The 13,218-nt window shown below is 68.5% G+C and carries 15 protein-coding genes and 2 pseudogenes; 7 read left to right on the plus strand and 10 right to left on the minus strand.

Translation table 11 applies throughout. The features are described from left to right. Positions 1-14: 14 nt before the first annotated feature. A complete protein-coding gene (locus ACQPYK_RS23210; RefSeq protein WP_433258342.1) occupies positions 15-254 on the minus strand; it encodes a hypothetical protein in 240 nt (79 codons plus the stop codon). A 369-nt stretch (positions 255-623) separates the two neighbouring features. Beyond that, entirely contained in the window at positions 624-1,010 is a 387-nt protein-coding gene (locus ACQPYK_RS23215; RefSeq protein ID WP_433258344.1) for a hypothetical protein, read from the minus strand. 41 nt (positions 1,011-1,051) lie between these two features. On the opposite strand from ACQPYK_RS23215, the gene ACQPYK_RS23220 reads away from it, so the two are divergent. Beyond that, complete coding sequence (locus ACQPYK_RS23220; protein ID WP_433258346.1) at positions 1,052-1,306, plus strand: hypothetical protein; 255 nt, start codon at positions 1,052-1,054, stop codon at positions 1,304-1,306. Here the strand turns inward: ACQPYK_RS23220 and ACQPYK_RS23225 are convergent. Next, the gene (locus ACQPYK_RS23225) at positions 1,301-1,990 is read right to left on the minus strand and encodes a winged helix-turn-helix transcriptional regulator (RefSeq protein WP_433258348.1); all 690 of its coding nucleotides are present in this window, start codon (positions 1,988-1,990) and stop codon (positions 1,301-1,303) included. The genes ACQPYK_RS23220 and ACQPYK_RS23225 overlap by 6 nt on opposite strands. Before the next feature lie 15 nt (positions 1,991-2,005). Further along, positions 2,006-2,839, minus strand: coding sequence for an alpha/beta fold hydrolase (locus ACQPYK_RS23230; protein WP_433258350.1), 834 nt, complete (start codon positions 2,837-2,839; stop codon positions 2,006-2,008). A gap of 105 nt (positions 2,840-2,944) precedes the next feature. Here ACQPYK_RS23230 and ACQPYK_RS23235 point away from each other — a divergent pair, with 105 nt between their 5' ends. Next, positions 2,945-3,379 (plus strand): Ohr family peroxiredoxin, encoded by a 435-nt coding sequence (locus ACQPYK_RS23235; RefSeq protein WP_433258352.1) that lies wholly within the window; start codon positions 2,945-2,947, stop codon positions 3,377-3,379. 819 nt (positions 3,380-4,198) lie between these two features. Further along, entirely contained in the window at positions 4,199-5,623 is a 1,425-nt protein-coding gene (rox, locus tag ACQPYK_RS23240) for a rifampin monooxygenase (RefSeq protein WP_433258886.1), read from the plus strand. A 173-nt stretch (positions 5,624-5,796) separates the two neighbouring features. Here rox and ACQPYK_RS23245 read toward each other — a convergent pair whose 3' ends face one another. Next, positions 5,797-6,768 carry a helix-turn-helix transcriptional regulator gene (locus ACQPYK_RS23245; protein ID WP_433258355.1) on the minus strand — a complete coding sequence of 324 codons (972 nt, stop codon included), beginning with the start codon at positions 6,766-6,768 and terminating at the stop codon, positions 5,797-5,799. A 91-nt stretch (positions 6,769-6,859) separates the two neighbouring features. On the opposite strand from ACQPYK_RS23245, the gene ACQPYK_RS23250 reads away from it, so the two are divergent. Beyond that, positions 6,860-7,843 carry a zinc-binding dehydrogenase gene (locus ACQPYK_RS23250; RefSeq protein WP_433258357.1) on the plus strand — a complete coding sequence of 328 codons (984 nt, stop codon included), beginning with the start codon at positions 6,860-6,862 and terminating at the stop codon, positions 7,841-7,843. Positions 7,844-7,926: 83 nt separating this feature from the next. Then, positions 7,927-8,941: pseudogene (locus ACQPYK_RS23255) on the plus strand (winged helix DNA-binding domain-containing protein). A gap of 32 nt (positions 8,942-8,973) precedes the next feature. Here ACQPYK_RS23255 and ACQPYK_RS23260 read toward each other — a convergent pair. The 5 genes from ACQPYK_RS23260 to ACQPYK_RS23280 all read right to left on the minus strand — a co-directional run bounded on the left by ACQPYK_RS23260 (position 8,974) and on the right by ACQPYK_RS23280 (position 11,414). Then, positions 8,974-9,660 (minus strand): cation transporter, encoded by a 687-nt coding sequence (locus ACQPYK_RS23260; RefSeq protein ID WP_433258359.1) that lies wholly within the window; start codon positions 9,658-9,660, stop codon positions 8,974-8,976. 29 nt (positions 9,661-9,689) lie between these two features. Continuing rightward, positions 9,690-10,121 carry an ArsR/SmtB family transcription factor gene (locus ACQPYK_RS23265; protein ID WP_433258361.1) on the minus strand — a complete coding sequence of 144 codons (432 nt, stop codon included), beginning with the start codon at positions 10,119-10,121 and terminating at the stop codon, positions 9,690-9,692. Between the two features lie 76 nt (positions 10,122-10,197). Then, entirely contained in the window at positions 10,198-10,467 is a 270-nt protein-coding gene (locus ACQPYK_RS23270; RefSeq protein ID WP_433258363.1) for a hypothetical protein, read from the minus strand. Positions 10,468-10,528: 61 nt separating this feature from the next. Beyond that, positions 10,529-10,762: a zinc finger domain-containing protein gene (locus ACQPYK_RS23275; protein WP_433258365.1), complete on the minus strand. Its 234-nt coding sequence runs from the start codon at positions 10,760-10,762 to the stop codon at positions 10,529-10,531. Between the two features lie 172 nt (positions 10,763-10,934). Continuing rightward, positions 10,935-11,414 (minus strand): hypothetical protein, encoded by a 480-nt coding sequence (locus ACQPYK_RS23280; protein ID WP_433252646.1) that lies wholly within the window; start codon positions 11,412-11,414, stop codon positions 10,935-10,937. A gap of 105 nt (positions 11,415-11,519) precedes the next feature. On the opposite strand from ACQPYK_RS23280, the pseudogene ACQPYK_RS23285 reads away from it, so the two are divergent. Next, positions 11,520-11,909 (plus strand): annotated as a pseudogene (locus ACQPYK_RS23285) (Tn3 family transposase); the annotation flags it as partial. Between the two features lie 86 nt (positions 11,910-11,995). Beyond that, a complete protein-coding gene (locus ACQPYK_RS23290; protein ID WP_433258367.1) occupies positions 11,996-13,204 on the plus strand; it encodes an NAD(P)/FAD-dependent oxidoreductase in 1,209 nt (402 codons plus the stop codon). The last annotated feature ends 14 nt before the right edge of the window (positions 13,205-13,218 follow it).

Genomic DNA, 13,218 nt, shown 5'->3' on the forward strand with positions numbered 1-13,218 from the left:
CGAAGGTGATGCGCTCATCGACGCTGTGGAGATCGCCCTGCGGCGGATGATCTGAGTTCGATCAGCGTCTGCAGGTGCTCATCGGGGATGGCGGGTTTGGCGGGGACGATCATTTCTGGGATGACCGACTGCGGATCGCTGCCGGCCTCGCGGGCTTGGGCGAACACCGATCGTGGGCGGAGCACCCCGCCGCTCCAGGAGGGGGCCGGCGGCAGGCGGGATTCCACGATGACGCCGGCGTGGGCGGCGTTCATCAGGGCCTGGGTTGCCTCGTGCTGGACGGATAGCTCCTCGGTTAGGTTGAGCGCACGCCGTGGATAAGGGACATGATGGAGTTGATCTCCCACGACAGCTGGGCGGTTTGGACCAGCAGCCAGGCGGGGGAGTGGCAGCCGTCCAAGGATCGGACTCGGTGGGGGAGGGGCATCGAGGGCATCGGTTCGAGAGATGTTTGGGGGGAGCGCCCGGCAGTGTGGACGGCGGTATCCCCTGTCGCTCGGCAGGGACAAGGTATGCCGATGTGCAACTGGTTTCCGTGGACGGAGTTCAAGCGTCTGGACGCATGAACGATGATGTCTCAGAGTTATTAATCTACATTGTAAAGGTGGTCGGCGGCTACAAGATCATTTACAGCGGACTAAAGACTCCTCCGGGCGATGAGGCGAGCGTCTTCGCCGTAGGGGCCGCCGCAGGTGGTCGTCGACGTTCAGTGTCCGCAGTACGTGTTCTAGGGCCGCCGGGTTGCTGCAGCCGATCATGATGTCCGTGGGCGCGGTGGTGATCTTTGCGGCACGGTGGGCCGGAAGCTCGTGGCCCGCGTCTTCTCTGGCGCGGGTGGCGTTGAGGTTGAAGGAGATGCGGTTCAGGACTTCCCGCATGTTGAGCAGTAGGAGCGTGGAATCGGAGCTGTCGTTCGGCATCGGCCACAGATGTCGGGGCATGCCGGTGACCAGGTGCTCGGCACGCACGTCGTAGATATCGAGACGAGCCAGGGCCCTGTTGTTCGCCATCACGGCAGATCTACAGCTGGCCCGGCGGCAATGAGGGCTTCATGTTCGTCTCCGGTGCCGGCGTCGGGGAGCACCTCCCGGACGAGTTCGCTCGCACGCCGGATGCGGCGGCCTCGGCCGCTATGGGCGAGGTCATGCACTACTTCCTGACCAAGGGCGACCAGTTCGTCATCGGCGCCGACGACAAGGTCGTCCAGGGCCCGGCCAAGCTCACCGACGCCCATCCCTTCCTCGGCGGCATCTTGGATGTAGGGCACCGGCCCCGGCCAGGGCCGCAGCGCGCGGTCCCGTCATGACGAGGAGGCTGGAGCCGTGGATCGGGTGCGCGGGAGCGGCAGGCGGAACAGGTGGTGGAGGCGGCGCAGGGCTTGCCCGTCGCCGGAGGCGGAGGCTGCGCCGCTGCTGATCGCTTCATCGAGAGTCGACCTGCTGGCGGCGAGGTCGCGGAAGGTCTCCCTGCTGGTTGTGATGATCACGTCAGGGTGTTGGGCTGGGCCGTGCACGGTTTCGATCGTGCCGTCGTCGATGCGGGCGTGGAAGATTTCCTCCTCCACGCGGAACTCGTACAGTGCCCGCAGGCCGGTGGCGGCCTCGGCGTCGAAGCATGCCTTCAGGCCGAGCACGGCCCAGCCGGGGTGGAAGGTCTCCTGCTCGCGGGGTTCGTCCATGGCCCATGTCAGCCCCCACCGGGCCAGGGTCAGTACCACTGGCTCGAGGTCTTCACCGGCTGGGGTGAGGGCGTAGGCGGGGGTCCGGGCCGGTGGCGGGAGGATGATCTTGTGTGCCAGTCCTTCGCGTTCCAGGTGTTTCATTCGTGCCGCCAGCAGGCCGGTGCCCAGGCCGCGCAGGCTGTGTTGCAGGTCGCTGAAGCGTTTGGGGCCGGTCAGCAGCTCACGGATCAGCAGCAGCGTCCACCGTTCGCCCACGAGGTCGAGGGTGCGCGCGGTCGCGCAGTACTGGTTGTAGTTCCGCTGTTCCACTTCTTCATTCTAACGTTAGAGCTTCTCGTTATTGAACTGATATGTGTGAGCGCCTAGGAGGAGCCGGGCCAGCGCCTGTGGGTGGGTGAGCATCACGTCGTGCGGGCCGTCCACAGCGATGGTCCGGTACCCGATCGCCGTGGCGAACCGGTCGAAGGGGTAGGTCTGTGGCCGGCAGTAGACGGCTGTGCCGGGGATCTGGTCGACGGCTCCGCTCAGCCGGGTCGCTTCGGTGAAGGTGCGCAGGGGTTGTGGCCGCAGGCGCGGGGCGAGCCAGCGCGTGTCGCCGGGGGTGGTGATGCCGAAGCTCGCCGGGGGTGGGGCGGGGATGTGACGGCCGCCGGCGGTGGGGCGGGCGGCGGCGAGGATGGCGTTGACGAAGGCGTCGGGCGCCAGGCTGAACATGCTGGCGCCGTCGCCGCCGGCCCAGCCGTCCACCAGGATGACGTGATTCACCAGGTCAGGTTGCAGGTCGGCGGCCTGCCGGACGATCAGGCCCGCGTAGCTGTGCCCGACCAGCGCCACGTCGTCACCGGTCGTTGCGGCGACGTTCAGGCAGGTGAGGACCTCATCGACGTGGACGTCCAGGCCGGTGTCGCCTTCCAGGGTGAGGGTGGGGGTCAGGGTACGCGCCCCGGCCTGATGCAGGAGCGGGGTGAGGCGCTCCCAGGCCCAGGGGCCGTGCCAGGCGCCGTGCACGAGAACGAAGGTGGTCATGTTGTTCCTTACGGAGTCGAAACCCGGCGTTTCGGCACGCCGGGCCTGTTTGACTAGCTGTTCCAGGTCGTGGTCGCCGCGTACGGCTTGATCGTGCGTCGGCAACAGGTAGCCGACCTTCAGTGAGGTCATGTGATCCCTCTCGTCACTGCCAGGTTCTCGATCTTAACCATTGACTTCCTATTTTTGAAGTCCAGAATTCCTTTTCAAGTAGCAGACTTGTCTAAGGAGATCATCGTGACAAACGCGCTCTACACCGCGCAGGCGCACGTCGTCGGGGGCCGGGCCGACGGCCACGGACGCACTGCCGACGGCAGGCTGGAGGTAAACCTCAGGCAGCCCGAGGAACTGGGCGGGGACGGCGAAGGGGTCAACCCCGAGCAACTGTTCGCCATCGGCTACGCCGCCTGCCTCGCCGCCTCACTCGCCCTGGTGGGCCAGCGCAAGCACCTGCGCGCCGACGACGCGGCAATCGACTCGAAGGTCATGCTCATCCCCGCCGGCAACGGCGGCTTCAAGCTGGGCGTCGAACTGGAGATCAGCCTGCCGTCCATCGCCGACCTCACCCAGGCCGCCGATTTGGTCCGGGTGGCGCATCAGGTGTGCCCCTACTCCAACGCCACCCGCGGCAACATCGAAGTGGCGCTGGTCGTCAACGGCACACAGCTGTGACACACCGCCGCGTGCCGGGCACTCTCACGAGATAAGGGTGCCCGGCACGCGCTGCACCCGCCAGGAGGCCGACGGGCTCACTCGGTAGTTCCTCCAAGGGTCTTGGTGGTAATCGCGGAAAATCCAACGGATATGCAGCCGAAACCCCTGTGAGGGCTTTCGAGCACAGTCGGGAAGACGGATCGCTGGCCTGCATCCATTGTTTCCTGCGCTGTTACTACCGGGACCCCGGTCGCGCCGAGGAGCACTCGATGGGGGAGGGGGCAACGCCGGTGGAGCTCTGAGCGCGAGTGCGCAGGCCCTCGGGGGGTGCTACCGGAATACGGCGGAAACGGGCCGCCGGAGGCCGACCTGACAGGGTCAATGCTCTCCGGTCTTGGTCTGCCGCTTTTGGCCCGCCGTGTGTTCTTCAGGATGGGCGCGGCCCTGCCACGAGCTCGCCGACCTGGACGACCGCGAACTCGACCTGGCCTTGGCCCTCCTCTTGGAGTCGTGATCACGTGGCTGGGAAAAGGATTGGACGGGATGATGCTCGGGCTTGTAGCTTGCAGGCGACCGTGACACCGCCTGAGGAGGTGAGACCCATGAACGCTGTATCGACGTGGGTGCTCCCCCTTTCCGTCACGGTCGGAACGGGCGATTGACGTAGGTGTCGCCGGGAGCGCCTCGACAACAAGGCACTCCCGAAAGGCAACACCTATGCACTCTTTGCAGTTCACCGCCGAGCCGTCGTCGAACGATGTGGTCGAGCGCGACTTCACCGTGGGCGACGTCCCCGGACTCTGGTCGCCGGCCTCCGGCGCCGATCGCGCGCCCCTCATGTTCGACGTGATCATTGCCGGGTGCGGGCCGACTGGTGCGATGTTGGCCGCCGAACTGCGGCTGCACGATGTGCGGGTACTCGTTCTGGAGAAGGAAACCGGGCCCGTGTCATTCGTCCGCATAGTCGGTCTGCATATTCGCAGTCTCGAGCTGATGGCGATGCGAGGACTGCTGGAGCGCATTCTCGAACACGGAAGACAGCGTCCGGCCGGCGGTTTCTTCGCCGCCATCACCAAACCCGTGCCCGAGGGCCTTGATTCCGCGTACGCCTATCTGCTGGGCATCCCGCAGCCGGTCATCGATCACCTGCTCGAAGAACATGCGATCGAACTGGGTGCGCAGGTCCGGCGTGGTTGTGCGGTGGCCGATTTCGAGCAGGACGACGAGGGTGTGACCGTCGAGCTGGCCGATGGGGAACAGCTGCGTTCGCGCTATCTCGTCGGCTGTGACGGCGGGCGCAGTACGGTGCGCAAACTGCTCGGTGTCGGCTTCCCCGGCGAGCCCTCACGGACCGAGACGCTGATGGGCGAGATGGAAGTGGGCGTGCCGCAGGAGGAGATCGCCGCCAAGGTGACCGAAATCCGCGAGACCCATCAGGGATTCAGCCTCGGGCCCTTCGGCGAAGGGGTCTATCGCGTCGTAGTCCCCGCCGCGGGAGTCAGTGATCGCGCGGAACCGCCCACCCTCGAGGATTTCAAACAACAGTTGCGCACCATCGCCGGAACCGATTTCGGCGTGCACTCCCCGCGCTGGATGTCCCGCTTCGGGGATGCCACCCGGCTAGCCGAACGTTATCGGGTCGGGCGGGTGCTGCTGGCCGGCGATGCGGCACACGTCCATCCACCCATCGGCGGACAGGGCCTCAACCTGGGCGTTCAGGACGCATTCAACCTCGGTTGGAAACTGGCCGCACAGATCCGCGGTTGGGCGCCGGGAACACTGCTGGACACCTACCAGGCCGAACGTCATCCGGTCGCCGAGGACGTGCTGGACAACACCCGCGCCCAGATGGAATTGCTGTCCACCGAACCGGGCCCGCGGGCCGTGCGCAGGCTGCTCACCGAACTGATGGACTTCGACGAGGTGAACCGCTATCTGATCGAGAAGATCACCGCGATCGGCATCCGCTACGACTTCGGCGCAGGCCCCGACCTGCTCGGCCGCCGCCTGCGCGACATCGAGGTGAAACAGGGCCACCTCTACGGTCTGCTGCATCGCGGCCGCGGCCTGCTGCTGGACCGCACCGAACGCCTGACCGTCGGCGGCTGGTCAGACCGGGTCGATTACCTCGCGGATCCCACTGCGGTACTGGATGTTCCGTGCGTCCTGCTACGCCCCGACGGCCACGTCGCCTGGATCGGCGACGATCAGCAGGACCTGGACGACCACCTCTCCCGCTGGTTCGGCAAGCCCGCCAACTGAACGCGGGGCGGTCCAGGGCGGGGTTCTTGGAGGTGTGGCCGGGTCCTCGAACAGCTGGAAGCGGTGCGCGCGATCGGGCTGCCGGTGGGCCTGTTCTCCGACGTGGTGCCGAAGGTGCTGGCCGCCTGGCGGGCCCGGGCCGCTACGGACGCCGCGTCATCGTCGCGATCTGGCTATGGCGGGGGCGGTCTGTCGGGTGCGCTGGTGGCCCGGATGAAGCGTGCGCCCCACTCCTGGACGTGCGCGGCGAACTCCGGCGGCCCCAGCACTTCGAACTCGGCGCCCACATTGCCCAGTGCCTGGGTCGGCCAATCGAGAGAGGTCGAGGTCATGGTGATCCGGCAGGTGCCGTGGGTGAGCGGTTCGATCGTGCCCCACTGGCCGACCGCCTGCCGTACACGGGTCGCGGGGGCGTGGACGAGCGCCTGGACCGTGTACGGCGCCGGCACCCCGCTGGCTGCCTGGACGAAGGCCGCGGCGTCCTCGGCCGGGAGCGGGCGCGGCCGGAAGCGGGTGCCGGTCGCGGCCGGCTCGGTCAGCCTGTCGAGGCGGAAGCTGCGCCAGTCGTGCCGTGCCAGGTCGTAGGCGACCAGGTACCAGCGCCCGCCGAGGGCGACGACGCGGTGCGGCTCGACCTCGCGCTCGGTGGGGGCGGAGCGTCTGGTGGTGTAGCCGAAACGCAGCCGTTCCTGGTCCTGGCAAGCCTGGGCGACCGCGGTGAGCACTCCCGCAGCGACGACCGGCCCGGGTGCGGCGACGGAGAGGGTCATCTCCCGCAGGGTGTCCACCCTGGCCCGCAGCCGGGGCGGCAGGACTCGAACCACCTTGGTAAGTGCGCGCAGCGACGCCTCCTGCATCCCGGCGATCCCGCTCTGTGCCGCGTCACCGATGCCCACCGCGAGGGCCACCGCCTCCTCGTCATCCAGCAGCAGCGGCGGCAGGACCGCGCCGGGCGCGAGCTGGTAGCCGCCGTCGGTGCCGCGGGCCGCGCTGACCGGGTAGCCGAGCTCGCGCAGCCGGTCAACGTCGCGGCGCAGGGTCCGCTCGGACACCCCGAGCCGCTCGGCCAGTTCCATGCCGGGCCAGTGGCGGTGGGTCTGCAGCAGCGAGAGCAGTGTGAGAGTCCGTGAGCTGGTGTTCGCCATACCGCCATCCTCGCCTGACTTCCGGTCAGAAAGTGACCGGAAGCCTCTCTAGAGTCGATTTTGAAGGCCGTACCGACATAAGGACCAAGAGATGATCACCCGTGAGATCCAGCTGACCACACAGGTCGTCGGCACCCCCACGCTCGACCACTTCACTGTCACCACGACCGAGGTGGACGGCGAGGTTGTGGTGCGGACTGACCAGATCGGGCTCGCCGCGACCTACCTGGAGCTGATGCGCGCCGACTGCACCATCCCGGTACCGGCCTGGCAGCCGGGCCAGCGGGTGGGCGTGGCCGCCATCGGCACCGTCGTCCGGTCCGACAGCCCCGAGCTCGCGGTCGGTGACCTGGTCCAGTCGATGACCGGCTGGAGCGAGTACTCGGCGGGCCCAGCCACCCAGTACACCAAGCTTGATCCCATCGCGGACCCCGGCTACTACCTCGGTCAGGGGCCCACGGCCTACTACGGGATGGCCGACGTGGCCGGCGTCGGCGAGAACGACGTGGTGTTCGTCTCCGGCGCGGCCGGCGGGATCGGCTCACTGGCCGGGCAGATCGCCAAGTGCCTGGGCGCGGCGCGGGTGATCGGCAGCGCCGGCAGCCCGGCCAAGGTCGACTATCTGGTGAACGAGCTCGGCTACGACGCCGCCTTCGACTACCGCGACGGCTCGGCGGCCGACCGGCTCCGGGAGCTCGCGCCCGAGGGCATTTCGGTGTTCTTCGACGTCGTGGGCGGCGACCAGTATCAGGCCGCGCTGCAGGCGGCCAGGCCCGGCGCCCGCTTCGCACTGTGCGGCTCGCTGTCCAGCCAGCTGGGCGACGCGGCGGAGCGCTTCCCCAAGCCCGATCACGCCGCTGCTCAGGCCAGGGGCATCGAGCTGCTGCCGTTCTCCTGCTACCACACCCCCGACCAGATCGCCGCCTGGCGGGAACACTTCAGCACCTGGCTGGGAGAGGGCCGCTTCGTCTACCCGCAGACGGTCATCAAGGGCGAGATCGAGGACGTGCCGCAGGCGTTCTTGTCCCTGCTCCAGGGCTCCTATCGGGGCAACGTCTCGGTACGGCTGTCGTGACGACGCTTTCGAGCAGGGCCCTGAACCGGGCCCTGCTGGGCCGCCAGTTCCTGCTGGCCCGCACCGATCACACCCCGCTGGAGGTGATCGGGCGCCTGGTCGCGCTGCAGGCGCAAGAGCCCAACTGGCCCTACGTCGGGCTGTGGAGCAGGATTCACGGCTTCACCCACTCCGAGCTCACCACCCTGCTGCAGGAGCGGAAGGTGGTCCGCTCCGGTCTGCTCCGCAGCACCCAGCACCTCGCCGCGGCCGACGACTTCCGCCGGCTGCGGCCGCTGCTGCAACCCGTGCTCGACCGCACCGCCCGCTCGGCGTACTTTGCCCGCAACAGCGCGGGCCTGGACACCGCCTCACTGGTCGCCACCGGGCTTGAGCTGCTGGCGGGCGGGACGACACCGCGAAAGGCACTGGCCCGACGGCTGGCCGAACGCCACCCAGGCCGCGACGGGCGCATCCTCGCTGGGGAGGTCGAGCTCAGAAGCCCCCCTCATCCACAGCCCGGCCACCGGCACATGGGGCTCCTGGGGCACCCGGTCGGCCGTCTCTGTCACGCCCGCCGAGACCTGGCTCGGCCGGCCCATGGCCCGGGTGACCGCCAAGGACCTCATCCGCCGCTATCTGGCAGCGTTCGGCCCAGCCGGGATCATGGACGTGCAGGCTTGGTCCGGGCTGACCCGCCTCGGCGAGATCGTCTCCGACATGCGCGCTGAACTGCGCCACTACCGCGACCCCGACGGCAGGGAACTGATCGACCTGCCCGACGCGGAACTGCCCGACCCCGACACGCCCGCCCCCGTGCGACTGCTGCCCGCCTTCGACAACGCCCTGCTCGGCCACGCCGACCGGACCCGCATCATCAGCCACCAGGACCGAAAGCGCGTGATGCCCGGCCAGGCACAAGTACGGCCCACCTTCCTCGTGGACGGCCACGTGCACGGAAGCTGGTCCCTCCAAGGCGACACCCTGCACCTCACTCCGTTCCGTCCCCTGTCCGCGACCGATCAGGCGGCCTTGGAGCAGGAGACGGAGCGGCTGCTGCCATTCGTGGGAGGTAAGAACGTGTCCTACAGCAGCCCGATCACGACCCGGTCGTCCTGAGTTCCATCCCGGCATCGACCGCAGGAACCAAGTCAGGCGTGTAAGCAGCCGTCCTCGCAGTGCTGGCCGCTCTGCTCGGGGGTGCCGATGGCGGTGGGGACGACACAGCAGGTGTCCCCACGCCAGGCTTCGCGGCCTTCCTTGACCGCGACGGCGGCGATGACCAGGGCGGCGATCGGGTCGGCCCCGGACCAGCCGAACAGGCTGTTGAGCGCCAGGCCCACCAGCAGTACCGCCGACAGGTAGGTGCACAGCAGGGTCTGCTTGGAGTCGGCGACGGCAGAGGCGGAACCGAGCTCGCGGCCGGCGCGGCGCTGGGCGTACGACAGGAACGGCATGATCACCAGCGAGAGGGCGGCGAGGATCAGGCCGCGGGTGGAGGGAGCGGCCTCGCCGACGCCCAGTAGGGCGCGGATGGCGTCGACGGTGACGTAGGCGGCCAGCGCGAAGAACGAGATCGCGATGACTCGCAGCGCGGTCTTTTCCCGCTTCTCGTGGTCGGTGGCGGAGAACTGCCAGGCCACGGCGGCGGAGGAGGCGACCTCCACGATGGAGTCCAGGCCGAAGCCGATCAGTGCGGCGGAGGAGGCGACGGTGCCGGCGGTGATGGCCACCGCCGCCTCGATCACGTTGTAGGTGATGGTGGCCGCGACCAGCAGCCGGATACGGCGCCGCAGTAAGGCACGCCGGTCCGGGGCGGGCAGGTTCAGCGTGGTCATGACACCGTCTTCCCTTCGATCTCGCCTGTCTACTGGTCGAGGTGTTCGAGGTCGTGATCGAGTTCGGCCTGCAGCGCGCTGGGCACGTCGGCTCCGCCGTGCTGGGTGCCGTGGACGGGGCAGAGCACCACGGCGTGGCCGGTGGCGGCCAGCAGATGCTCGGCGGAGGCGAGCAGATCCATCAGCTCGGGGCGGGTCAGGGAGTAGAAGGACTGGCGGCCTTCGGCGCGGTAGTCGACCAGGTCGCAGTCGCGCAGGCAGGCCAGGTGCTTGGAGACCGTGGACTGGGCCAGCCCGAGCTCACCGACCAGGTCGACCACCCGGGCCTCGCCGCGCGCGAGCCGGGCCACGATGCGCAGCCGGTTCTCATCGGCCAGGGAATGGAACAGGGCCGCCGCCGGGGAGATGCCGGTGGCAATCTCGGCGCTAACGCAGCGGCCAGCATCACTATCAATCGCCATAGAGCGATGATAGTCCGATATTGGCATGTAATGGCAAGAGTAAGATGATATGCGGTTTAGGTGATCACGTGGTTCTTCATGGCATGTGCCTAAAGGCTCCAAGACCCCCGCCCTCAGCCCTCGCCGTCGGCACCCAGAACGCGGTAGACGCTGGCCAGGGAAGGGCTGCGGCCCTTGTTCTTGCCGGTGGGGATGATGAGCTTGCGGGCGATCTCCGGCACCGGCACACCGCGAGCGCGCAGGCTTCCGGCCGCACCTTGACGCGCGCGCTGATCTTCTCCGAGAAGATCGGCTCGCATCCCACCACCTCCAGGGCGCCCAGCTGGCTCCGCAGCTCCTGCTGCACGGTGCTGCATCGGGCATAGCCGACCCGGGTCGGCTATGCCCCGGCATCGGCTACGGCGGCCTCACGCGCCGGGCCCGCCGTCCAGGCCCGGCCCGCGATCGACGGGCGTCCGCAGTTGCGGCACCAGCATGAAGCGCGGCGTGTGGTACTTCGGGGCGACCTTCCCGCCCCGGGTCCGGCAGGAACTGCCCGCCGGCGCCTCACACGGCCTTCCGCTCGGGTCCGTGCCGCCCGGGGCGAAGCAGCTCTCGGTGAACCGCCCGCTTCGTTTGTCGTGACCGGGTCGGAAGATCACAGGTCGCAGGTGGTGGGCATCGAGGACCCGGGTCGGGAACCAACCTCGACAACCGGCTCGGCGAAGGAATTCGACAGCTGCTTTCGCGGCGCCCGACCTGGGGGAGACGGGTCTACCTCGCGCCTCATCGCGCCGGCCCGAGCGAAGGACCTGACCCGGCAGACTCGCCCCGCTAGTTGAAACAGTCCTGCTTGTTGAGCGCGATGCCGTACTCGGTGACCTTGCCGTGCGTGACGCCGAAGGTGTAGTAAGCCTCCTTGTTGCCGGGGACCGTGATCACGTAAAGGCCGTGGACGTCTTTCCTGATGCGCGGGTAGGCGGCCTTCACCTGCTCGACGGTGGAGCCGATCTTGATGCCCTCCGGGGTTTTCATGCCCTTCGCGGCGAAGATGGCGGCCAGTCCCACCTTCGGCGAGATGTAGATGCCGACCGAGTCCTTGGGGGTCGGGAACTTCTTCAGGTCCCAGCCGGAGCAGCCGCCGTTGCCCGGCAGCTTCTTGACCACGTCCCCCGTCGTCGTGGCCTGCTTGACGGTCATGCCGAACGTGACGGCGCCATAACCGTGGGGACCCAGCGTCGGCTTCGTCTGGGCGTCCGCCGCGGCGGCGCCGGAGACCAGCAGCGAACCGGCGAGGAGCGAGGCTCCGATCATCGTCTTCATCATGCTCTACTTTGAGTGCGAAACGCCGGTAAAGGTTCTGAGTAGAGCTACTTTTTCCCTTGGTGACGCCGACCCGAGCGGAGGGCCTGCACTGACGCCGAGATCGAGTCGAACCACGTCGACACCCGCGGCGCCTCGGTGGTCGGGTTCGCGTTCACCGAGCTGCTGAACTTCCGCCTGCTGCCGCGGCTGAAGAACATCGGTAGCATCCGCCTGTACCGCCCGGACGATGCCCCGCCCGGCTGGCCGGCCCTCTGCGCCTCCCTGACTCGGCCCATTAAGTGGGGCCTGACCGCCCTGTTCTGGTCCAAGGTCAACCCGTACGGCACCTTCCGCCTGGACTTCGCCCACGGACATCTTCCGCCTGGTGAGCATGACGTCGATGTCGCCGGTGATCGGCATCAGATCGCCTCGTTCAGCTCGGCCTGTATCTGCGCCGCCTCAGCGTCGCGAGCATCGTTGGGCGGCGCTCCTGCCGCTCTGTGACCCATGCCACAGGCAGTTCCTGTCAGCAATCGGGGCGCCGTTCCGCTCAACTCACCGAGAGCAAGCGAACCGACAGGAGCAACACCATGAAGCACCGCATCGTCGTCCTGGGCGCCGGCTATGCCGGGGCCTACGTGGCCGGGAACCTGGCCCGCCGGCTGTCCCCGGCGGACACCGAGATCACCGTGGTCAACGCCGTGCCGGACTTCGTCGAGCGGCTGCGGCTGCACCAGTTGGCGGCCGGCCGGGAGATGGAGGCCCAGAAGCTCGCCGACGTCTTCGCGGGAACGGGGATACGGCTGCGCGTGGCCCGTGTCACCGCTGTCGACCCCGAGCGCCAGGTCGTCGCCGTGGCCGACGCCGACGGCGGCGGCGAGCTCGGCTATGACACGCTCGTCTACGCGCTCGGCAGCCACGGCTCCGACTGCGGCGTCCCCGGCGTGGCCGAGCACGCCTTCGACGTCGCCGCCCGGCCCTCGGCGCTGCGCCTGCGCGAGCGCCTGGACAGCCTGGACACACGGGGCAGGCGGGGCGAAGGCGGGAGTGTGCTGGTCGTCGGCGACGGGTTGACCGGTATCGAGACCGCCACCGAGATCGCCGAATCCCGGCCCGGCCTGTCGGTGGCGCTCATCGCCCGCGGCGAGTTGGGCGCCCGGCTCTCCGCCGGAGCCCGCAGCCACCTGCGCCAGGCCTGCGACCGGCTGGGCATCACCGTCCTGGAGCACACCAGCGTCGAAGCCGTCGAAGCGACGCGGGTGCTGTGCGCCGATGGCACCGCTCTGGCGTCCGACGCGACCGTGTGGACGGCCGGGTTCGCGCTCAACCCCATCGCCGCCGCCGGCGGGCTGGAGGTCACCGAGAACGGTCGGATCGTCGTCGATGACACCATGCGGTCGGTCTCGCACCCGAACGTCTACGCCGCCGGCGACAGCGCCTACGCCATCGGCGACAACGGCCGGCCGCTGCCGATGTCCTGCGCGTCGGCCGGCTTCACCGGCGGGCAGGCGATCGCCGCGATCGTGGGACGTCTGACCGGCCGCAAGATTGCGAAGACCAAGCTGGTCTACTCCTACAACCACATCAGTCTCGGGCGGCAGGACGGGATTTTGCAGCTGGTCGACGACGAAGGGCAGGCGAAGCCGACGTATGTGGGCGGCCGGAAGGCCGCGCGGGTCAAGGCGGGCATCCTCAAGATGTCGCTGTGGGCCAACGCTCACCCGACCTTCGGCGTGCCCAAGCGCAAGCGCCGCCTGGCCGCCGCGCCGGGTGTGTCCGCCGCGAACGTGGTTGCGTAGGCGCCTAGGGTGGT

Origin of the sequence: Streptosporangium sp. CA-135522 (assembly GCF_050949235.1) — a bacterium.
In the GTDB taxonomy this organism is placed as follows: Bacteria; Actinomycetota; Actinomycetes; order Streptosporangiales; family Streptosporangiaceae; genus Streptosporangium.